This is a genomic window from Falsirhodobacter deserti (assembly GCF_004015795.1).
Lineage (GTDB): Bacteria > Pseudomonadota > Alphaproteobacteria > Rhodobacterales > Rhodobacteraceae > Falsirhodobacter > Falsirhodobacter deserti.
The window spans coordinates 860601-881546 of sequence record NZ_ML137218.1; the positions used below are offsets into that span (position 1 = coordinate 860601).

Genomic DNA, 20946 nt, shown 5'->3' on the forward strand with positions numbered 1-20946 from the left:
CTTCACATGGTTGACACCGGCAGGGCGCGCTACCAGATAGGGTGCTCAGCCGGGGGAGGCCGGGTGTTGCCGATGACCGGGACCAGAGCCTTCCTGCGAAAGGACCTTAGATGACCGATACTCTTGCACCGAGCTATCCCGTGTTGCCGCTGCGCGACATCGTGGTGTTTCCGCACATGATCGTTCCGTTGTTCGTGGGCCGCGAAAAGTCGGTCCGCGCGCTGGAAGAGGTCATGTCCGAGGATCGGCAGATCCTCCTTGCCTCGCAGATGGATCCGTCGGTGGATGATCCGGGCGATGACGGCATCTACCGCACGGGCGTTCTGGCCAATGTGCTTCAGCTTCTGAAGCTGCCCGATGGCACCGTGAAGGTGCTGGTGGAAGGCAAGACCCGGGTCAGCATCACCGATTTCATCGAAAACGACCGCTTCTTCGAAGCCCGCGCCGAGGCACTGACGGAAACCGACGGCGATGCCGAAACGGTGGATGCCCTGCTGCGCGCCGTGGCCGAGGAATTCGAGCGTTACGCCAAGATCAAGAAGAACATCCCCGAAGAGGCGCTGGCCGCCGTTTCGGAATCGCGCGACCCTGCGCGGCTGGCCGACCTTGTGGCGGGCCATCTGGGCGTGGACGTCGCCGAGAAGCAGAAGCTGCTGGAAACGCTGGACGTCGGCACCCGTCTTGAAGGCGTTTATGGCCACATGCAGGGCGAGATGAGCGTTCTGCAGGTGGAAAAGCGCATCAAGTCCCGCGTCAAGAACCAGATGGAGAAAACGCAGCGCGAGTATTACCTGAATGAGCAGATGAAGGCCATTCAGAAGGAACTTGGCGATGGCGAGGACGGCCAGAACGAAGTGGCCGAGCTGGAAGCGCGGATCGCCAAGACCAAGCTGTCCAAGGAAGCCCGCGAAAAGGCCGATGCCGAGATCAAGAAGCTGAAGACCATGTCCCCGATGAGCGCCGAGGCGACCGTCGTGCGGAACTATCTCGATTGGCTTCTGGGCGTTCCGTGGGGTGTTAAATCCAAGGTGAAGAAGGATCTGGGCAAGGCGCAGGCCGTGCTGGATGCCGATCACCACGGGCTGGAAAAGGTCAAGGAACGCATCACCGAATATCTGGCGGTGCAGGCGCGCGCCACGAAGCTGAAGGGGCCGATCCTGTGCCTCGTCGGTCCTCCGGGCGTGGGCAAGACCTCGCTTGGCAAGTCGGTTGCCAAGGCCACGGGGCGCGAATTCATCCGCATCAGCCTTGGCGGCGTGCGTGACGAATCCGAGATCCGCGGCCACCGCCGGACCTATATCGGCTCCATGCCCGGCAAGATCATCCAGGCGCTGAAGAAGGCCAAGACCACGAACCCGCTTATCCTGCTGGATGAGATCGACAAGATGGGTCAGGACTTCCGCGGCGATCCGGCTTCGGCCATGCTGGAGGTGCTTGATCCGGAACAGAACGGCACGTTCGTCGACCATTATCTTGAGGTGGAATACGACCTGTCGAACGTGATGTTCCTGACCACGGCAAACTCCTACAACATGCCTGGCCCGCTTCTGGACCGGATGGAGATCATTCCGCTTTCGGGCTATACCGAGGATGAGAAGCGCGAGATCGCGAAGACGCACCTCGTGCCCAAGCAGATCGAGAACCACGGCCTGAAGAAGGGCGAATTCTCGGTCACGGATGATGCGCTGACCGAGGTGATCCAGTCCTATACCCGCGAAGCCGGTGTGCGGAGCCTGGAGCGTGAGATTGCGAAACTGGCCCGTAAGGCCGTGACCGAGATCGTGAAGGGCAATGCCAAGTCGGTCGAGGTGACTGCCGAGACGGTGGGCGATTACCTGGGTGTGCGCCGTCACAAGCATGGTCTGGCCGAAAAGGAAGATCAGGTCGGTGTCGTGACCGGTCTGGCCTATACCTCGGTTGGGGGGGAACTGCTTCAGATCGAGGCGCTGCGCCTGCCGGGCAAGGGCCGGATGAAAACGACCGGCAAGCTGGGCGATGTGATGAAGGAGTCGATCGACGCGGCCTCCAGCTATGTCCGTTCGGTTTCGCCCGAACTGGGTGTGAAGCCTCCGCGGTTCGAAACGCTGGATATCCACGTTCACGTTCCCGAGGGCGCAACGCCCAAGGACGGGCCAAGTGCGGGTCTGGCGATGGTCACTTCCATCGTGTCGGTGCTGACCGGCATTCCGGTGAAGAAGGACATCGCCATGACGGGCGAGGTGACGCTGCGCGGCAACGCGCTGCCGATCGGCGGCCTGAAGGAAAAACTGCTCGCGGCGCTGCGCGGCGGCATCAAGACGGTGCTGATCCCGCAGGAAAACGAGAAGGATCTAGCCGAGATTCCGGACAACGTGAAAGAGGGGCTGAAGATCATCCCCGTTACCCACGTTCGGGAGGTGCTGCGCGAGGCGCTGGTTCGTCAGCCAGAGCCGGTGGAATGGGACGAGGCGGCTGAAGAGGCCGCCGCCGCCCGCCGCCTGGCCGAACAGCAGATGCCGCAGCCGACGGCACATTGATCACGGGGCGCGCCTTCGGGCGCGCCTTTTTCTTTGCCGTTGTCGTGGATTGGCGGGTCACCTGCCGTTAGGGTCGGGGCAGCCTTCCATCAGGGAACGATTCGCATGGTTACCAAGACGACTCCCCGCAAGAAAGCCGCAGAACCCGAGGCGACCGAGGCGCCGGCGGCCAAGGAACCTTCCATCACCTCCAAGATGCCGGACCTGCTGGACGTGGTGGTGGAAAAGACAGGGCAGAAGCGCTCCTCGGTCAAGTCGGCGGTCGATGCGTTTCTGGCCGTCATGGCCGAAAGGCTGGGCAAGGGGGAGGACCTGATGCTGCCCCCGCTGGGCAAGCTGCGCGTCGTCAAGCAGAAGGAAGAAGGCGGGCCGCTGACGCTGAGACTGCGCCCGCACAATCCTGATGCGAAATCGGACAAAAACGCGAAAGAGTCTCTTGCAGAGGCCGACGACTGAGGCTAAACCCCGCGACATCGGGCGATTAGCTCAGTGGTAGAGCGCTTCGTTCACATCGAAGATGTCGGGGGTTCAAATCCCTCATCGCCCACCATCCCGTTCAGTGCGGGCCGTTAGCTCAGTTGGTAGAGCGTTTCGTTTACACCGAAAATGTCGGCGGTTCGAACCCGTCACGGCCCACCACTGCCGCACCACCGCGCGGTGCATTACAGGTTTCGTGTCCTCTTGCGGCAAGACTACACGCGTCTTGCAATTTACAGGGGTGAAGATGCGCAGCCGATTTGCAGCCAACCAGATGAGCGTGAATGCACCGGCACTGGGTGCCATGGCGATCGATCCCTCGGACAGCGCCGATCTGCCCAAGGGCGTGCGTGCCGTCACTATCGCGGGGGCAGGGGTTCTGAATTATCTGGCAGAGGATGGTCAGACCTGCACAACGGGAGAGTTGCCTGTCGGCACCTATTCCCCGTTCGCCCGCAGGATCCTCGCCACCGGGACCACAGCCACGAAGATTACCGGCTGGATGTGACGGCGGCGACCGCCCCTTTCGGGGCGGCGGCTTTCCTTACAGGCGGATCGGATCGGCCTTGGCCAGCGCGTCGAAGGCCATCAGCCGTTCAACCAGCGCCTGCATCTGGTCCAGCCGGATCATGTTCGGCCCGTCCGAGGGGGCAGTGTCCGGATCTTCGTGCGTTTCGATGAACACGCCAGCGATCCCAAGGCTGACGGCGGCGCGTGCCATGACAGGCGCGAATTCGCGCTGCCCACCAGAAGATCCGCCAAGGCCGCCCGGCTGCTGCACCGAATGCGTGGCATCCATGATGACCGGATAGCCGGTCTTCGCCATCGTCGGCAGGCTTCGCATGTCGGCAACCAGCGCGTTATACCCGAAGGAGGCCCCTCGCTCGGTCAGCATGATGCGCTCGTTCCCGGTGGAGGCGACCTTTTCAGCCACGTTCGCCATATCCCAGGGCGCAAGGAACTGGCCCTTCTTGATGTTGACAACCGCGCCGGTTTCGCCAGCGGCCAGCAGCAGGTCCGTTTGGCGGCACAGGAAGGCGGGGATCTGGATCACATCCACAACCGTTGCCGCTTCACGCGCCTGACCGATATCGTGCACATCCGTCAGGACGGGCAGGCCCGAGCCGCGAATAGCTTCCAGCACCTTCAGCCCCGCCTCGATGCCCATGCCGCGTCGCCCTTTCAGCGAGGTGCGGTTGGCCTTGTCATAGCTGGCCTTGAACACGAATTGTGCGCCGGCGGCCTTGCAGATCTCGGCCATGCGGCCAGCGATCATCTGGGCGTGGTCAAGGCTTTCAAGCTGGCAGGGGCCGGCGATAAGCAAAAGCGGGCGGTCATTGCCGACCTGGAGGTTACCGATTTCTACAGTTTTCATGGGGCAGTCCTTTACGACGAAACCTGTTCGCGCAGAATAGCGACGGTCATCGAGATCATCAGATAGATACCGAGAAACACCAGCAGGGATACCAGCGTGTTTTCGAACGCGCGCGGATAGACCGGGGCATCAGAAACCACCGGGTTGACCGAACGCGACAGATAGCGCGTCTGGCGCGCGGCCTCCACCCGTGCCGTTTCCATCGCCTGCAGTGATTGGGCCAGCATCGCCTGACGCGTTTCCACATCGGCCTGTGCAACGGCAAGCTGGGCCTGCAGCCGCGCAAGGGAATCATCCCCATTGGCCGAGTTTGTCAGCTGCGCGCGCAGGCTTTGCGCCTGTTCCTGAAGCCGGGCGATCCGTTCCCGCAGTGGCTGCATCCGCGCCTCGTTCGGCTGGGGATTTGCCTCGATCTGTGCTAGCGACAGGCGATCCTGCATGAGCTGGCTATTCAGTTCGGCCAGTTGGCTGGTGATGAGGTTGACCTCCACATCCGAGGAGATGATGCTGAACCGTTCCTGCAGGTCCACAAGGTTCATCTGGGCGCGCAGAACCGCAGCCTCGGCGTCCTGATATCCTTGCAGCGCGCCGGCCATCTGGTCTTCGCGCATACGCGCTGTCAGCTGGTCCACCTGTTCTTCGGCATAGCCGATAAGCGCTTCAGAGAAGGCGACGGCCGTCGGCGAATCCTCGGCGATGACCTCCATCTTCATGATCCCTTCGGTGGGATCAAAAGAGATCTTCACGTTCTTTTCATAAACGTTATAGACGTCTTCCATCGTGGCATCGGCCGGAAGGCGCTGCAGAACGTCGATCGATGGGGCGGAGAAGTGTTCCCGGAAGCCCAGATCCTCGTTCAGGCGTGTCATCGCTTCGCGCGATTGCAGATAGCCCTGCACCGCAATGGAATCCTGCAGCGCGCTCAGCGACGGGCCGGATACCATGCCGCCAAGCCCGCCCGAAGTGGTGGGGTTTTCCGATTGCTGGATCACGAATTCCGATTTCGCCGAATAAAGCGGCGTCGCGATGTTGTAGAAGTAGTAGCCCGCGATGATCGTTGGCAGCAGCACGAAGAAGGCCAGCCGCGCGAACAGCAGGGTCAGCTTGCGGCGGCGGCGCCGGGCGATGTCACGCTGGATCTCTCGCAGGTCGTTCAGATGGCTGTCACGGGCGCGCTGTTCAGTGGAAGGGACCTGGATCGGCTGGATGCGCTGCGGCAGGTTAGTGGGGGCTTCCGCCTCCCCCTGCCTGCTGGACACGACCAGATCCATCAGCGAAGCGCGCTGGAACGGATCGATGCCTGCCCGCCGCAACAGCACAACCGCCGCCACGTCCGAAGAGGCCTGGATATTTTGCTTGGCCGCGATGCGACGCGCCAGGCGAAGCTGCCGGCCCGTCAGCCCCTCGCCCTCCACGGCGGCGATCTCCTCGGCGGTGATGCGATGGTCGGTCGCGGCTGTATTTTCCTGCCTGCGGTTCACGCCCGCGCCAAGCCCGTCATCGGCTTCGGGAAACAGCTCCTCCGGCGGCACCTGCGATACCGGATGATCGCCTTGGGCGGGTTGGGATGGACGCGTGCGAAAGCGCCTAGCCGTGAGCTTCGTAGTCATAGAGACGCTTCGCCTCCTCAAGGGAATCAAACATGTAAAGCTGGCCGTTGCGCAGAACGGCGGCAGTGCGGCAGAATTTTTCCAGCGTCTTGGGCTGGTGCGACACGATCACCATGGTGCCGTTTGCCAGCCGCTCCTGCAGGATCATGCCGGCCTTGCGGTTAAATTCGACATCCGTCGTCGTGGGCATCCCTTCGTCGATAAGATAGATATCGAACTCCAGCGCCAGCATCAGTGCGAAGGTGAACCGCGATTTCATGCCCGCCGAATAGGTGGCGACGGGCATGTCGAAATATTCCTTGATGTCCGCCAGCCAGCGGCAGAAACTTTCGACGTAATCTGGATCAAGCCCGTAAAGGCGCGCAACATAGCGCGCGTTTTCGTTCGCGGTATGCTTGCCGATCACCCCGCCCATGAAGCCCAGCGGGAATGAGATGCGCGAGGTGCGGGTGATGGTTCCTTCATCGGGCTTTTCCAGCCCCGCCATCATGTTGATGATGGTGGTCTTGCCGGTGCCGTTGGGGGCAAGGATCCCCAGCGAATTTCCGATTTCTACGCGGAACGACGCCCCGTCAAGGATCACCTTGCGCTGCGTTCCGGTCCAGAAGGACTTGCTGACATTGTCGAACTCGATCATCCCCGCATCCTGTCAGGTTCGGCCATCTACCGGGCAGGTATTAAGGTCTCGTGTCTAGCTCTACGGCAGGATGATCGCGTTGACAATTCGCAAGGCTTGTCCGGGCCCCCGGATGAAGATAGCCCTGCCGCAAAAGGAGAACGCCATGACGCCCCTTGATCACGCCTATGCCCGGATGGCCGCGGACGATGCCGATGATGCGGCGCGGCTTTCCTTTTACGAACAGCTTGCCGATGCCGAGCTGGTGCTGCTGGTGGAAGAAGAGGCCCGCGGCGGCACCATCACCCCGCGCCTGTTCCCGCTGGAGGACGGCCCCTATGTGCTGGCTTTCGACAGCGACGAGAAGATGTCGGCTTTCACCGGGTCGATCAACGCTTATGCCGCGCTGCCGGGCCGTGTGATTGCGCAGCAGCTGGCGGGGCAGGGAACCGGCCTTGCCGTAAACCTTGGTGCCGACAGCGCCATGCTTCTTCCGCCCGAGGCCGTGGACTGGCTTGCCGGCACGCTGGAACACGCCCCTGAAGCGGCCGAGGCCGTGCCCACGGGCTTTCACGCGCCCAGCGTTCCGCAGCGCCTGTTGGACGCCCTTGGCCAGAAGCTGTCACGCTCGGGCGGTTTGGCCGACCATGCGCTGCTGGCCGGCGTCAGCTATGCCGACGGGCGACGGGGGCACCTGCTGGCCTTCATCGGCGCAAAGGACGGGGCAGAGGATGCGCTGGCCCGTGCCGCCGGCGAGGCGCTGACCTTTTCCGGCATCGATGCGGGAGAGATGGACGTCGTCTGCCTGCCTGACGGCCCTGCCGCGCGGCTGATGGCGGAAACCGGCCTGCGGCTGGACATGCCCGCCCCGGCCGGACCCGAACGTCCCGCCCCGCAGGCACCGGGCAGCGATCCGGACCGCCCGCCACGCCTCCGATAGTGGGGTAGTATGATACCGTTTTTGTAAGCGGTTGTTTTTCCTCATTTATTCATTGCGCGCGCCGCTTGACGGGCGGCGCGATATGAACGATACACCACCATCAATTCGCGAGGGCAGCCTCGCTTCACTTCGATAGGGTTCAGAGATGAAAACCTTCACCGCTACCCCGGCGGACATCGAGAAGAAGTGGATCCTGATCGATGCCGAAGGCATCGTTCTGGGCCGCCTCGCCACGATCGTCGCCAACATCCTGCGCGGCAAGAACAAGCCGTCGTTCACCCCCCACATGGACATGGGTGACAATGTCATCGTCATCAACGCCGACAAGGTGCAGATGACGGGCAAGAAGCGCAGCGACAAACGCTACTACTGGCACACCGGTCACCCGGGCGGCATCAAGTTCCGCACCGCGGCACAAGTGCTGGACGGCGCGCACCCCGAGCGTGTGGTGACCAAGGCTGTTGAGCGTATGATCACCCGCAACTCGCTGGGTCGTCAGCAGATGACGAACCTGCGCGTCTATGCCAGCGCCGAGCACCCGCACGAGGCACAGCAGCCGACCGTTCTCGACATCGCGTCGCTGAACAAGAAAAACACGCGGAGCGCCTGATCATGGCTGACATCAAATCCCTCGACGATCTGAAATCGGCCGTCTCGGACGCTGCTCCGGAAGCTGCGGCTGTTTCCATCAACCGCGAACCTGTGCGCGACGCACAGGGCCGCGCCTATGCAACCGGCAAGCGTAAGGACGCGGTTGCCCGCGTCTGGATCAAGCCGGGTTCGGGCAAGGTCGTGGTGAACGGCAAGGAAATGGCCGTCTACTTCGCCCGCCCGGTGCTGCAGATGATCCTGCGCCAGCCGTTCCAGATCGCAAACGTTGAAGGCCAATTCGACGTTTACGCAACGGTTGCCGGCGGTGGTCTGTCCGGTCAGGCCGGTGCTGTGAAGCACGGCGTGTCCAAGGCCCTGCAACTTTACGATCCCGCACTGCGTGGCGCCCTGAAAGCCGCTGGCTTCCTGACCCGCGACAGCCGCGTTGTGGAACGGAAGAAATACGGCAAGGCAAAAGCCCGCCGCAGCTTCCAGTTCTCGAAGCGCTGATACGGTTTCGACCAAAAGAAAGGCCCGCCAATCGGCGGGCCTTTTTACATGTCAGGGGCGCCAGAACGGTTTTTCCGCTTCCATTGCCGCGTCTTCCGCGGTCAGGCCGATATCGGCCAGTTGGTAATCGTCCAGCAGGGCAAGGCGCCGGCGCGTGATCCGGCGCAGTTCCCAGTTCAGGATGGTGTTTGCGATTCCAAAGGCTGCCCGCGCGAACGGCGGCAGGGGCAGCGCAGCTTGCAGATTGTTCGGCAGGGACATGATGCACCTTGTGTCGATACAATATGTGGCATAACGTGACTCAAACATAGATTGTGCCATATATTCGGGCGAGGGATTTATTGTGACAGACACAAACTGGCGTCCTGATCTGGCACAATATCCCGGTCCGAAATATCTTGCGCTGTCGCGTGCACTGCGTGACGCGGTGCGCAAGGGAACGCTGCCTGCAGGCGCCCAGCTTCCCACGGTTCGCGATCTTGCATGGCGCCTGGAGATCACGCCCGGCACCGTTTCCCGCGCATATCAGCTTGCAACGCAGGAAGGGCTGCTGGCGGCAACCGTGGGGCGGGGGACGTTTGTTGCGGCCACAACGCCCCAGCTCGGACCGACACAGCCGCTTTTCGTGGACGGATCGCTTGTGACGCAGGGCGTGGTGGATCTGCGGTCCCCGTCGCTGCCGCATGCCGGGCAGGGGGCGGCGATCCGGGCTGCCATGATGCGTGTCGCCGAGCGGGTGGGGGACGATTATGTTGACTATCCGACCCAGACGGCTGAAACGGATCTGCGGCAGGCCGTTGTCCACTGGGTTGCCGATCGCATCATGGGCGAGGTGCAGGAGGAAGACGTGGCCCTGACCCATGGCGGGCAGGCAGCGATCAACCTTGTGCTGAACTGCTGCCTGCGCGGCGACCGGCCCGTGGTGCTGGCCGAGGATCTGGCTTATCCCGGCTTCCGCCACGCCGCCCGCCTGTCGCGCGCCGAAACTGTGGGGGTGGAGCTTGACCAGCACGGCCTGCGGCCCGACGCGCTAGAGGCGGCATGCCGCCGCCACAAGGCACAGATCCTGTGCGTAACGACGGAGGCGCAGAACCCCACCGCCGCCCGGATGCCAGAAAGCCGGAGGTCGGAAATCGCGCTGATTGCCCGAGCGTATGATCTGCAGGTGATTGAGGACGACTGCTATTCCGTGGCCGAAAGCTCGTCCCCCATGATCCGTGCCCATATCCCCGAGCGGGCGTGGTACATCGGCAGCCTGTCCAAGTCGGTCTCGGCCAGCTTGCGGTTCGGCTATGCCATCTGCCCGCGCGGCATGGGCATGGCAGGCCGCCTGACGGCGCAGCATGTCAGCTTCGCGCTGCCCAGGCCCGTGGCCGATCTGGTGCAGGAACTGATGCTGTCCGGCACTGCGCAAAAGCTTCGCCAGCAAACGCAGGTGGAGTTTGCGGAGCGCCTTTCGATCATGGTTCAGGCGCTTCAAGGGCAGGATATCCGCTGGCAACCCAGCGTGCCCTTTGTGTGGCTGCGCCTTCCGGGGGGATGGCGGGGCTCCACCTTCGCACGCATGGCCCAATCGGTGGGTGTGCTTGTCCGATCGGCCGATGAATATGCACTGATCAACGGGCACGCGCCCAACGCGGTTCGACTTGCAGTTGCAGGCGGGATGCCGCGCGAACGATTCGCGAAAGCCGTGCACAGCCTGCGCGATCTTCTTCTAAGTCCGCCTGCGGAGCTGGTTGTTTAGAAGATACATGAACGCATCCACCTAAATCGCTGCCATACGGCGATTTTCGGACGTATGACTTCTGCATGAAAGCTGATGGCGGGGAAACGAATTCCCCTTGTCGCCGGTGCGCAGCCTGTGCAGAATCCGGACGAAGATCCCATAAAGGAGGAAGCATGGCTCGACGCGCCAAAGGTGCCGGGGCAGAGACGGCTGGCGGCCTTCTGCTGATCGCACCGCCCGCAATTTATGCATTGCTGCTGCTGGCCGCGCCGCTGCTTCTTCTGCTTACCTACAGCTTCCTGACCGACGGATACCTTGAGATCCTCCGGGAATTCACATGGGCGAACTACTCCGAGGCGTGGACAAACCCGCTTTATCGCGGGGTGATGCTGCGGTCGCTGGGCGTGTCGGCGCTGGTGACGGCGGCAACGGTGCTGCTGGCCTTTCCGGTGGCCTATTTCGTCAGCTTTCACGTTGACCCGGCGCGCAAGTCCACGTGGTTGTTCCTGATCACCATCCCGTTCTGGACCAGCTATCTGATCCGCGTGTTTCTGTGGAAGGTGATCCTTGGCTATAACGGCGTGATGAATGCGGGCCTGATGAAGCTTGGCATCATAACGGAGCCGCTGACGTTCCTGCTTTACAACGTGAACTCGGTCATCATCACCCTTGCCCATGCCTATGCGCCCTTTGCGATCCTGCCGATCTTCGTGGCGCTGGAAAAGATCGACCGTTCCTTGCTGGAGGCCTCGCAGGACCTGGGGGAATCCAAGATCGTCTCCTTCCTGCGCGTGACGCTGCCGCTGGCGATGCCCGGCGTGGTGGCCGCGGTGCTGATCGTGTTCATCCCGACCATCGGCGATTACGTGACGCCGCAGCTTGTGGGCGGGCCGGAGGGGCGCATGGTCGCGAACCTGATCCAGCTGCAATACCTGCGGCTTGACAACTATCCGCTTGGTTCGGCGCTGGCCATTTCGGCCATGGGGATCGTGGCGGTGATCAGCCTGATCTTCCTGCTTTTGACACGCCGCTATATCCGGGGGCCGAAATGAAGGGCGGCATCTTCCGCATCTATACCATCGCGTATCTGGTCTTCCTTTACGCGCCGATCATCCTGCTGCCGATCTTTGCCTTCAACAATGCCACGGTGATCGCGTTTCCGCTTCAGGGGTTCACCACGAAATGGTTCACCCAGATGTGGTCCGAGCCCGGGCTTTGGCCCGCGCTGCAGAATTCGCTGACGGTTGCGATTTCCACCGCCATTCTTTCCACGGTTCTGGGCGTTCTGGCCGCCCGCGCATCAACCCGCTATCGCTTTCCGGGCAAGGCGCCGGTGATGGGCCTGATCATGCTGCCGCTGGTCCTGCCCGAGATTATCGTGGCGGTCTCGCTTCTGGTTGTGCTGCTGGGGATCGGCGTGCCGCTTTCGATCCTTACCATCATCCTTGGCCATGTGCTGATGACCACGCCTTTCGCCATCGCGATCCTGTCCTCGGCTTTTCAGGGGTTGGACCGGTCGCTGGAGGAAGCGGCCTATGACCTGGGGGAGACGCCGGTTTCGGCCTTCCGGCTGGTGATCCTGCCGCTGGTCATGCCGGGGATCATCTCCTCGCTGCTGATATCGTTCACGCTGTCGCTGGATGAATTCATCATCGCCTTCTTCCTTGGCGGAACGCATGTCACGCTGCCCGTCTATATCTTTTCGCAGTTCCGTTTCCCTGCTGCGGTGCCTGTCATCATGGCGCTTGGCACGCTGCTGGTGGCGCTTTCGGTGCTGCTTCTGACCATTGCTGAATATTACCGTCGCCGCGGCATCGCGAAGTCCGGCGGCAAGGATACCGGAGGTTTCATTTGATCCCCAAGACGCCCCCCGCCTCCGCCCCCACGATGATCGAGTTTCGGGACGTTCATAAGTGGTATGGCGACTACCACGCGCTGCGCGGGATCAACGCCACCATCCGCGAGGGGGAGTTTTTCTCGCTTCTTGGGCCGTCGGGCTGCGGCAAGACCACGCTGCTGCGCACCATCGCGGGGTTCGAGGGCATTTCGGAAGGGGTCGTTCTGCTGGACGGCCGCGACATGGCCGATGTTCCGGCCAACAAGCGCCCGACCAACATGGTCTTTCAAAGCTATGCCATTTTCCCCCACCTGACCGTTGCCGAGAATGTGGGCTTCGGCCTGCGCCGCCAGCGCCTGCCCAAGGCCGAGCTTGCCGGGAAGGTGGAGGAAGCGCTGACCATGGTCGGCCTCCGCGGCTTTGGCGCACGCGCAGCCCACGCCCTGTCGGGCGGCCAGCGGCAGCGTGTGGCGCTGGCGCGGGCGCTGATCCTGAAGCCCAAGGTTTTGTTGCTGGACGAACCGCTTTCGGCGCTGGACAAGAAGATGCGCGAACAGATGCAGGTGGAATTGATCCGCTTGCAGCGTCAGGTCGGCATCACCTTCATCCTTGTCACGCACGATCAGGAAGAAGCGCTGGTCATGTCCGACCGGATCGCCGTGATGTTCGAGGGGCAGATCGCGCAGCTTTCGGATGCCGAAACGCTGTATCGCCGCCCGAATTCGCGCAAGGTGGCGGATTTCATCGGCACGATGAACTTCCTACCCGCCACCGTGCTGAACGAAAGCGACGCTGTGGTGGAGGTGGAGGCCGAGGGCTTCGGCCGGCTGAGCTTCGGTGCGGATCAGGTGGCCGACGACGGCGATGCCGGCACGGCGATCGGTTTCCGCCCCGAAATCCTGACCTTGCTTTATGAAGGTCAGGCATGGGGCGACCGAGAGGTGTCCGCCGTGGTGGAAGAAGTCGTCTATTACGGCGACATGACCTATTACGATGTGCGCATCGATGGCAGTTCCAAAACGGTCCGTCTTTCGGCGCGCAACGTGTTCGGGCGGCCGGTCTTTGATCGCGGGGTGCGGGTGCGCGTGGGCTGGAACCCCGGCGCGCTGATCCTTTTCCGCTAGGTGTCCTGCGGCAGAAGCCCAAGGCCGCGCAGATAGATGCCTATGCCGGCTTCCAGAAGGTCTTCCGCCGGAAAGGGCGATCTTGCCTCGCCGCGGGTGAAAAGCTCCACCACGCCATGGCTCATGGCCCAGACATGGGCCGAGAACATGGCGGCGGGCGGACGTTTCCCGGGTGGAATATGGGCCGAAAGCGCCTCGGCCGCGCGTTCCAGAACGGCCGAGGATTTGCGCGATGCAAGGGCAAGATCCGCGTGCTTCTGGGCGGAAATCCCGCTTTCGAACATCGCCTGATAATGCCCGGGATATTTCCGCGCGAAGGCCAGATAAGCGCGGCCCACGGCTTCGAACGCTGCCAGTGCCGAAGGTTTGCCATCGTCGAAGGCATATTCCATCAGCGCGCCGAAGATATCGAAGCCCTGGCGCGCCACTTCCACCAGCAATTCCTCGCGGCCGGCGAAATGGCGATACACCGCGGCGGGGGTGACATCGGCTTGCTTTGCCGCCTCGCTGAGGGTGAAGCCTTGCGGACCCTTTTGGGTGATCAGCGCCAGTGCGGCCTCGACCAGTGCCTGCCGAAGGTTGCCGTGGTGATAGCCGCGCCTAGCCACGGATCTCCGGCCCTCCGCAGATCAACGGATCGGGTGTACCGATCACGTCAGGATCGCGCCCGTCAAAGGGCAGGGAGCGCAGAACCGTCTGCACCGCCGCAATCCGCGCGCGCTTCTTGTCGTCAGACCGGATGACTGTCCAAGGTGCGACCGGCGAATGCGTCCGTTGCAGCGTTTCCTCGATTGCAGCGGTATAGTCGTCCCACTTCGCGAGCCCTTCCACGTCGACGCGGCTCAGCTTCCACTGCTTCAGCGGGTCGGTTTCGCGGGCAAGGAAGCGGCGAAGCTGCTCGGCGCGGCTGACATTCAGCCAAAGCTTCACAAGGGTGATCCCGTCTTCCACCAGCATCCGTTCGAAATCGGGAACTTGCCTGAAGAACCGCTCGCGGTCGGAATCGGTCGTGAAGCCGAACACCTTTTCCACCACGCCGCGATTGTACCAGCTGCGGTCGAACAGGGCGATTTCCCCCGCCGCCGGAAGCCGCTGGACGTAACGCTGGAAATACCACTCGCCCTTTTCGCGTTCCGTGGGGGATGCAAGCGCCACGACATTGGCCACGCGCGGGTTCAGGTTCTCTCGCATCGCGTTGATGGTGCCGCCCTTGCCTGCGGCATCACGCCCTTCGAACACCACCAGCAGGCGCTTTCCGGTTTCCTTCACATCGGCGGCCATCCGGACAAGCTGGCGTTGAAGGCCGTCCATCTGCGCCTTGTAGTCCTTCTTGTCCATCTCCTCGGGGTGTGGCCAGTTGGACGCGAGGATATCGTCCTTGCCCGCCTTGCGGATCGCCTCGCGCACCTCTTCGGGGGCGCCTTCGTTCAGGTATCGGGTGATCGCACCTTCGAAGGAATGGGTCATGGGGGCTCCTTTTGGCCAAGTATCGCGGGAACGAGGGCGGCTTTCAATCGGATCGGGCGGCGGCGCGGTCGATGGCGGCGATGGCCTGATCCGGCGCGGCGTGATGGACCATGTGCCCGATGCCGGGCAGCGCCGTCACATGAACGTTCGGAAGTCGGCCCAGTTCGGCCGACTGGATGGCGTAGTCCACGACATGATCCTCAAGACCGTGCACCACCTCGATCGGCATGTGCAGCTTGCGATAGTTCGGCGACATCAGCCAAAGATGCGGCTTCAGCCGGTCAAGCTGGCGCAGGTTGGTGCGCATCGCGTCCAGCCGCAGGGCCATTTCCGCCCCGGCGTCCGTGGCATAGCCGGGCGGGGGCGTGTTGGGCGAGAACAGGTTGGCGATGATGCGATGCAGCGCCCAGTCGGGCAGGAAGGCAGCGGCAAGCGGCACGATGGTTGCCTGCGCTTCAGGGCTGGCGGTCAGGCTGTAATAACGGTCCTGCCCCCCCTCCCACGGCAGAATGGCGCCGGCAAGCAGAACCACAGCACGGGTTTCGGATGGCGCCTCCAGCGCCCAGGCCATCGCCACCGCACCGCCATAGCTGTGGCCCAGCACGATGGGATCGCGCACGCCCAGCCGCGCGGCGGCGGCCCGCAGGTAATCAGCCTGCACCAGCGGGCTTTCCCCGATCCTGCCAAGATCGGTGGAATAGCCAAGGCCGGGCCGGTCGAGCCGGATCACCCGATACCTGTCCGACAGCCGCGCCGCCAGATCGGCCATGTCGCGGGTGGATCCGCTTGCACCGTGGATCAGCACAAGATCGGGCCCGTGGCCCGTCACCTCGGCATGGATGGTGGCGCCGGCCACATCGATCATCTGTCCCTTTGGCTGGTTCCGCGCCTCGATCCTGTCCGACCGCGCTTCGGCGATCGGGCCGCAGGCGGCAAGGCACAGGAAAAGGCTAAGCGCCGATAGCTTGAAGATCATATGGCGTGTTCTGGTATATCTCGTTGATCCAGTTGCCATATAGAAGGTGGGCGTGGCTTCTCCAGCGATTGCGGGGGCGCTGTGCGGGATCGTTGCCGGGATAATAGTCCACCGGCACCGCCGTTGGCACGCCTGCGGCCACATCGCGATCATATTCCTGCTTCAGCGTATCGCTGTCATATTCAAGATGGTTGAAGATATAAAGCGCGCGATGCGACGCGTCCTCCACGAGGCAAGGGCCGGTTTCATCCGAACCCAGAAGGGTCACAAGGCCGGTCTTGCTGTCGATCTCGCGCTGGTCCATCTCGGTCCAGCGGCTGACGGGCACCACCAGATCATCGGAAAAGCCGCGCAGGAAGGGGGAGGTGGGGGCAAGGTTGTCATGCCGGAAGCAGCCGAAGGCCTTTGCACCCAGCATGTGTTTCTGCACGCCGTGGAAATGGTGGATCATCGCCATTCCGCCCCAGCAGACGCCGAAGGTGGAATGAACGTTGGTTTGGGTCCAGTCGAACACCTCGCGCAGTTCGTCCCAATACGTCACCTCTTCGAATGGCAGATGCTCGATCGGGGCGCCGGTGATGATCAGGCCGTCGAACTTCTCCTCCTTCACCTCCTGGAAGGGGCGATAGAAGGCTTCCATATGCTCGGCCGCGGTGTTCTTCGTCTGATGCTCGGTCATCCGGATCAGCGACAGGTCGATCTGAAGCGGCGTCGCGCCGATCAGGCGGGCGAACTGGTTTTCCGTCTGGATCTTCTTGGGCATCAGGTTCAGCAACCCGATCCGCAGGGGGCGGATGTCCTGCATCGCGGCCCGTCCCGGCGACATGACCATCACGCCTTCCTGCGAAAGGATGTCAAAGGCGGGGAGGGTTTCTGGCAGGGTGATGGGCATGGCTTGAACCTTTCTGAGGCTGGGTATCTACGCCCCTGCGGCCCGTTTTTCCAGTGCCTCCGCGATCAGGTCCACGAAGCTGTCCGCATCGCGCAGGTCCGCCACCTGTTCGGCCGTGACGGTGACGCCGCGGCGGGCCATCGCTTCATAACGGGGCTGGCGGTGGGCAAGGGCGCGGGCATAGGTCCAGCGGATGAAATCGTTCGGATCAACGCGATCTTCGGTCACGTCCTTTTCCGCCAGATATCGTGTCCAGCATGCCTCAAGGAATTGCGGCTGATAGCACATCGGCTTGGGCGCGCGATCGAACCGGCGGACAAGTTCGGCGGTATGCGCCTCGGACCCCTTGATCCAGACCATCAGCAGGTTGCGCGAAAGCTCCTCCAGCACGGGATCGTCGGGGCTTTCGGGATCGACAACTTCGCAGATGGAGCCGCCCGAATCGCACACGAAGTTGGAATAGCCGTAAAGCTCCTCCGCCCGGCGGATGAAAGGGGTCGTGTCCAGCAGGGCCGACACTTCGGCCCGCGTGTGCTGGACCTGCCTTTCGCGGTATTCAGCGATGGGCAGCCCGCCCTTGACCGGATCGCCCGGCTTGCCCAGATAGGTGGAAAGCGGGGCAAGGTTTTCAAACGTGATGTTGGAGGCGATGTAGACCGAATCGCTCAGCAGCAGGTCGCGCAGGAAGGGGACCTTCATCGCCTCGCGCTTGAAGTTGTCGGCGATGTGTTCGCCCATGTACCGCGTGCCGATGCGATAATCGACGGAATAGTGGAACCAGTCCCCCGCGCCGCGCAGCAGGCTGGAAACATGGGTTTTGCCAAGGCCGGACATGCCGAACAGCAGCACGCGCTTCCGGCTGGCCGAGCGCCACTCGGATGGGGTTGGCAGGGTCATGTCGGCCTCCTTCACGCGGGTCTGTTACGGGCTACACGCGAAAGGATGCGTCCGTCCAGCACCAGAAGGCCAAGGCCGATGGCGGCAAAGCCCACAAAGGCGCGCGGCGGCAGCGTTTCATCCAGAACCAGCGCCCCCAGCAGCACCGCCACCGGCGCAACCAGCAGCGTCACGAGGCTGACGTTGCCGGCCCCCGCTGTTGTCAGAAGGCGGTAAAAGATCAGATATGCCAGCGCCGTCGCGGGGGCTGCCAGATACAAAAGCGCCCCTGCGCTGACCGGAGTTGGCATGGTGGGCGCGCCTTCCGTCAGCAGGGCAAGAAACACCGCCAGAAGGCTGGACGCCCCCAGCATGCCCAGCGCCGTCACTTGCGGCGGCAACCCGCGCCCGACGCGGCGCCCAACTGCCCCACCGATGGCATAGCTGAGTGACGCGCCGACCAGCGCAAGCTGGCCTGCCGACGTCAGGTCCATCCCGCGCAGAAGGTCCGGCCCGATCACGATGACCACGCCTGCAAAGCCCATCAGAACGCCCGCAAGCCGCCGCGGCGTCAGGCGCTCATCCGCAAAAGCGATGGACGCGACAACCACGCCGAAGATCGCCGTGGAGGCATTGATGATGGAGGTGAGCCCGCTTGGAACCGTGATCTGCGCCCATGAGATCAACGAGAAAGGAATCACGTTGCTGAACAGGCTGAGGACAAAGAATCCGGCCAGCGAACGGCGATCCATCGGCACGTGCAGTGACTTCAGGCGGGCATAGATCAGCAGGATCAGGAACGCGCCTGTGCAGCGCCACGCGACCAGCCAATGCGGTCCGATGCTGTCCAGCGCAAGGCTGATTGCAAGGAACGATCCGCCCCAGAACAAGGCGATTGACGAAAGCTCAAGCCATGCACGGGTGGAAAGTGAACGTTGCTGCATCTTCCTGTCCTAGCACCCGCCGCTGCATCCGGCGAGATGCAATCAAACGAGGGCTTGCAGCCAGCTGGCAACGCTGTGGGGGCTGGGAAGGGGACCGAAGGCGAGGCTGGTCAGCGTCAGCAGTGCCGTTGCAGCCCAAAGCAGGATCAGGAGGGCGGTGCGGCACGCCTCGTTCGCGGAAAGGCGGAAGACGGGAACGGGCATCGGCCCAAGCCAGATCGCACCCATCATCACCGTATATTCCGCCGTTGCCAGCCACTTGCCGCTGCGCCGCAGGAAGTCGATCATCGTCCGCCCGATTTTCTAGGGATTTGAACGATGTTTACCATGACGTCGGGCTTTCGCCTAGCGTCATGGCATGGATTCACAAAAAGTTCGGGAACCGGAAAACGCCTTGGGGCGTTACTCCCATTCGATCGTGCCCGGAGGCTTCGACGTGATGTCGTAGGTGACGCGATTGATGCCCTGCACCTCGTTGATGATGCGCGTGGCCGTTTCCCCAAGGAATTCATGGGTGAACGGATAGTAATCCGCGGTCATGCCATCAACCGAGGTTACTGCGCGAAGGGCGCAGGCGAAATCATAGGTGCGTCCATCGCCCATCACGCCCACTGTGCGGACGGGGAGGATTGCGACGAAGGCCTGCCAAATCTCGTCATAAAGACCGTGGCGGCGGATCTGGTCGATATAAACCGCATCCGCTTTGCGCAGGATTTCCAGCTTTTCGCGAGTAATCTCTCCGGGGCAGCGGATCGCGAGGCCGGGGCCGGGGAAGGGGTGGCGACCGATGAAGCTGTCGGGCAGGCCAAGCTCGCGGCCGAGGGCGCGGACTTCGTCCTTGAACAGTTCGCGCAGCGGTTCGACCAGCTTCAGGCCCATCTTTTCGGGAAGGCCGCCCACATTGTGGTGCGACTTGATCGTGACCGACGGCCCGCCCGAGAACGAGACCGATTCGATCACGTCGGGGTAAAGCGTGCCTTGCGCCAGGAAGGTCGCGCCGCCGACTTCGGCCGCGTGCTTCTGGAACACGTCGATGAACAGCTTGCCGATGATCTTGCGCTTGGTTTCGGGGTCCGACTGGCCTTCAAGCTGGCCAAGGAACAGTTCCGACTCATCAGCGTGGATCAGCGGCATGTTGTAGTGGTCGCGGAACATGGTGACCACCTGCTCCGCCTCGCCCTGACGCAGCAGGCCGTGATCGACGAAAACGCAGGTCAGCTGATCGCCGATCGCCTCGTGGATGAGGACGGCGGCCACGGAGGAATCAACCCCGCCCGACAGGCCGCAGATGACCTTCTGGTCGCCCACCTGTTCGCGGATCTTGCGGATCGCCTCCTCGCGGTAGGCGCCCATCGTCCAGTCGCCGGTGAAGCCTGCCAGCTTGACGAAGTTTTCGTACAGCTTGCCGCCCTTGGGGGTGTGGTGCACCTCGGGGTGGAACTGCACGGCATAGAAGTTGCGCGAAACATCCGCGGTAATGGCGAAGGGTGCGTTGGGGGAGGTGCCGTATACCTCGAACCCCGGGGCGATGGCGGAGACATGGTCGCCATGGCTCATCCACACCTGCTCGCGGCCGTCGGATGCGCCGAACCAGCCGTCCAGCAGCGGGATGCGATCATCGGAGGGCGTCACGAAGGCGCGGCCGAATTCTGCCGTGTTGTGGCCGCGTTCCACCTTGCCGCCAAGGCAGTGCATCATGACCTGCTGGCCATAGCAGATGCCAAGCATCGGCACGCCCAAGTCGAACACGCTGGCGGGCGGCATCGGCGCACCTTCGGCAAAGACCGAGGACGGCCCCCCCGACAGGATCACCGCCCTCGGCGCAAACTCCGCCAGGAAGGTGTCGTCAACTTTGTTGAAGGGGTGGATTTCGCAATAAACATTCAACTCACGCAGGCGGCGCGCGATAAGCTGCGTCACCTGCGAGCCGAAGTCGATGATGAGAAGGCGATCATGCTGGGTCATGATCCGGCATTAGGCACAAAGCCCCTTTTCCGCAAGGGGTCACACGAGCCTTGGAAGCAGGCGCACCTCTGCCATCAGCGCGATCAGCACTTCCACATGGCGGGCAACGGAATAGGACGCGTCACCGGCCAGCCGCGTTTCTTCCAGCCGCGCTTCGGTTTCCAGCAGGCGGGGCAGGGCCGATTCGGGGCGCGAATGATCCGTAAGGCGGCGCAGGTCCCGTTCGCGGCGGTATTCATCAATGCCCAGCCGCGCAGCGCGCACCAGAAGGCGGGGGCGGGAAAGATTGGCGAGGATGTTGCGAAAATCGGTCATATTTGTGTCTCCGTGATGGCAAGACACAATCTGCACCAAGAATACCGGATGTTGCCGGAACAGATGAAGCACCGCACGGGTGCAACAATAAATATTCAGAGTTTTACAATAATTATCAATTACAGGCGCGGTGTTAACTTTGCAGTAACCACGCTGTTCGATGGTCGCATTGTGTCATAAATAAGGCCG

23 protein-coding genes and 2 tRNA genes are annotated in these 20946 nt (G+C 62.6%); 12 read left to right on the forward strand and 13 right to left on the reverse strand.

The window, feature by feature from the left end; genetic code table 11:
* Positions 1-110: 110 nt before the first annotated feature.
* The 5 genes from lon (at position 111) to JX25_RS04375 (ending at position 3501) form a co-directional block, all read left to right on the forward strand.
* Positions 111-2516 carry an endopeptidase La gene (lon, locus tag JX25_RS04355; protein WP_128253859.1) on the forward strand — a complete coding sequence of 802 codons (2406 nt, stop codon included), beginning with the start codon at positions 111-113 and terminating at the stop codon, positions 2514-2516.
* A gap of 105 nt (positions 2517-2621) precedes the next feature.
* Positions 2622-2972, forward strand: coding sequence for an HU family DNA-binding protein (locus JX25_RS04360; RefSeq protein ID WP_128253860.1), 351 nt, complete (start codon positions 2622-2624; stop codon positions 2970-2972).
* Positions 2973-2991: 19 nt separating this feature from the next.
* Positions 2992-3066, forward strand: a tRNA-Val gene (locus JX25_RS04365).
* 13 nt (positions 3067-3079) lie between these two features.
* Positions 3080-3155, forward strand: a tRNA-Val gene (locus tag JX25_RS04370).
* Between the two features lie 85 nt (positions 3156-3240).
* Positions 3241-3501 (forward strand): spike base protein, RCAP_Rcc01079 family, encoded by a 261-nt coding sequence (locus JX25_RS04375; RefSeq protein ID WP_128253861.1) that lies wholly within the window; start codon positions 3241-3243, stop codon positions 3499-3501.
* A gap of 36 nt (positions 3502-3537) precedes the next feature.
* Here JX25_RS04375 and kdsA read toward each other — a convergent pair whose 3' ends face one another.
* The 3 genes from kdsA to JX25_RS04390 are packed head-to-tail and all read right to left on the reverse strand — an operon-like array spanning position 3538 to position 6615.
* The gene (kdsA, locus tag JX25_RS04380) at positions 3538-4368 is read right to left on the reverse strand and encodes a 3-deoxy-8-phosphooctulonate synthase (protein WP_128253862.1); all 831 of its coding nucleotides are present in this window, start codon (positions 4366-4368) and stop codon (positions 3538-3540) included.
* An 11-nt stretch (positions 4369-4379) separates the two neighbouring features.
* Entirely contained in the window at positions 4380-5978 is a 1599-nt protein-coding gene (locus JX25_RS04385; protein ID WP_128253863.1) for a KpsE/RkpR family capsule polysaccharide export protein, read from the reverse strand.
* The gene (locus JX25_RS04390) at positions 5956-6615 is read right to left on the reverse strand and encodes an ABC transporter ATP-binding protein (protein ID WP_128253864.1); all 660 of its coding nucleotides are present in this window, start codon (positions 6613-6615) and stop codon (positions 5956-5958) included. Before JX25_RS04390 ends, JX25_RS04385 begins: the two co-directional genes overlap by 23 nt.
* A gap of 145 nt (positions 6616-6760) precedes the next feature.
* Here JX25_RS04390 and JX25_RS04395 point away from each other — a divergent pair, with 145 nt between their 5' ends.
* The 3 genes from JX25_RS04395 (at position 6761) to rpsI (ending at position 8635) form a co-directional block, all read left to right on the forward strand.
* Positions 6761-7534 carry an SseB family protein gene (locus JX25_RS04395; RefSeq protein ID WP_128253865.1) on the forward strand — a complete coding sequence of 258 codons (774 nt, stop codon included), beginning with the start codon at positions 6761-6763 and terminating at the stop codon, positions 7532-7534.
* A 145-nt stretch (positions 7535-7679) separates the two neighbouring features.
* Positions 7680-8144, forward strand: coding sequence for a 50S ribosomal protein L13 (gene rplM / locus JX25_RS04400; RefSeq protein ID WP_128253866.1), 465 nt, complete (start codon positions 7680-7682; stop codon positions 8142-8144).
* A 2-nt stretch (positions 8145-8146) separates the two neighbouring features.
* Positions 8147-8635, forward strand: a complete 489-nt coding sequence (rpsI, locus tag JX25_RS04405; RefSeq protein WP_128253867.1) for a 30S ribosomal protein S9 — start codon at positions 8147-8149, stop codon at positions 8633-8635.
* A gap of 51 nt (positions 8636-8686) precedes the next feature.
* Here the strand turns inward: rpsI and JX25_RS04410 are convergent, their stop codons facing one another.
* Positions 8687-8896 carry a DUF1127 domain-containing protein gene (locus JX25_RS04410; RefSeq protein ID WP_128253868.1) on the reverse strand — a complete coding sequence of 70 codons (210 nt, stop codon included), beginning with the start codon at positions 8894-8896 and terminating at the stop codon, positions 8687-8689.
* An 82-nt stretch (positions 8897-8978) separates the two neighbouring features.
* Here JX25_RS04410 and JX25_RS04415 point away from each other — a divergent pair, with 82 nt between their 5' ends.
* The 4 genes from JX25_RS04415 to JX25_RS04430 all read left to right on the forward strand — a co-directional run bounded on the left by JX25_RS04415 (position 8979) and on the right by JX25_RS04430 (position 13322).
* Positions 8979-10379 carry an aminotransferase-like domain-containing protein gene (locus JX25_RS04415; RefSeq protein WP_128253869.1) on the forward strand — a complete coding sequence of 467 codons (1401 nt, stop codon included), beginning with the start codon at positions 8979-8981 and terminating at the stop codon, positions 10377-10379.
* Between the two features lie 155 nt (positions 10380-10534).
* On the forward strand, positions 10535-11413 hold the full coding sequence (locus JX25_RS04420; protein ID WP_128253870.1) for an ABC transporter permease: 879 nt from the start codon (positions 10535-10537) through the stop codon (positions 11411-11413).
* Positions 11410-12216, forward strand: coding sequence for an ABC transporter permease (locus JX25_RS04425; protein ID WP_128253871.1), 807 nt, complete (start codon positions 11410-11412; stop codon positions 12214-12216). Before JX25_RS04420 ends, JX25_RS04425 begins: the two co-directional genes overlap by 4 nt.
* A 32-nt stretch (positions 12217-12248) precedes the next feature.
* A complete protein-coding gene (locus JX25_RS04430) occupies positions 12249-13322 on the forward strand; it encodes an ABC transporter ATP-binding protein (RefSeq protein WP_128255174.1) in 1074 nt (357 codons plus the stop codon).
* Here JX25_RS04430 and JX25_RS04435 read toward each other — a convergent pair.
* From JX25_RS04435 to JX25_RS04475, 9 genes are all read right to left on the reverse strand, one after another.
* Positions 13319-13930: a TetR/AcrR family transcriptional regulator gene (locus JX25_RS04435; protein WP_128253872.1), complete on the reverse strand. Its 612-nt coding sequence runs from the start codon at positions 13928-13930 to the stop codon at positions 13319-13321. The two genes, JX25_RS04430 and JX25_RS04435, sit on opposite strands and share 4 nt — an antisense overlap.
* Entirely contained in the window at positions 13923-14789 is an 867-nt protein-coding gene (gene ppk2, locus JX25_RS04440; protein WP_128253873.1) for a polyphosphate kinase 2, read from the reverse strand. Before ppk2 ends, JX25_RS04435 begins: the two co-directional genes overlap by 8 nt.
* A gap of 43 nt (positions 14790-14832) precedes the next feature.
* A complete protein-coding gene (locus tag JX25_RS04445) occupies positions 14833-15765 on the reverse strand; it encodes an alpha/beta fold hydrolase (RefSeq protein ID WP_128253874.1) in 933 nt (310 codons plus the stop codon).
* Positions 15740-16657, reverse strand: a complete 918-nt coding sequence (gene metA, locus JX25_RS04450; protein ID WP_128253875.1) for a homoserine O-acetyltransferase MetA — start codon at positions 16655-16657, stop codon at positions 15740-15742. Before metA ends, JX25_RS04445 begins: the two co-directional genes overlap by 26 nt.
* Before the next feature lie 27 nt (positions 16658-16684).
* Positions 16685-17554 carry an ATPase gene (locus JX25_RS04455; RefSeq protein ID WP_128253876.1) on the reverse strand — a complete coding sequence of 290 codons (870 nt, stop codon included), beginning with the start codon at positions 17552-17554 and terminating at the stop codon, positions 16685-16687.
* A gap of 11 nt (positions 17555-17565) precedes the next feature.
* Positions 17566-18477, reverse strand: coding sequence for a DMT family transporter (locus JX25_RS04460; protein WP_128253877.1), 912 nt, complete (start codon positions 18475-18477; stop codon positions 17566-17568).
* A gap of 42 nt (positions 18478-18519) precedes the next feature.
* Positions 18520-18765 (reverse strand): hypothetical protein, encoded by a 246-nt coding sequence (locus JX25_RS04465; RefSeq protein ID WP_128253878.1) that lies wholly within the window; start codon positions 18763-18765, stop codon positions 18520-18522.
* A 114-nt stretch (positions 18766-18879) separates the two neighbouring features.
* Complete coding sequence (guaA, locus tag JX25_RS04470; RefSeq protein WP_128253879.1) at positions 18880-20442, reverse strand: glutamine-hydrolyzing GMP synthase; 1563 nt, start codon at positions 20440-20442, stop codon at positions 18880-18882.
* A gap of 39 nt (positions 20443-20481) precedes the next feature.
* Entirely contained in the window at positions 20482-20757 is a 276-nt protein-coding gene (locus JX25_RS04475; RefSeq protein WP_128253880.1) for a DUF6477 family protein, read from the reverse strand.
* Between the last annotated feature and the right edge of the window lie 189 nt (positions 20758-20946).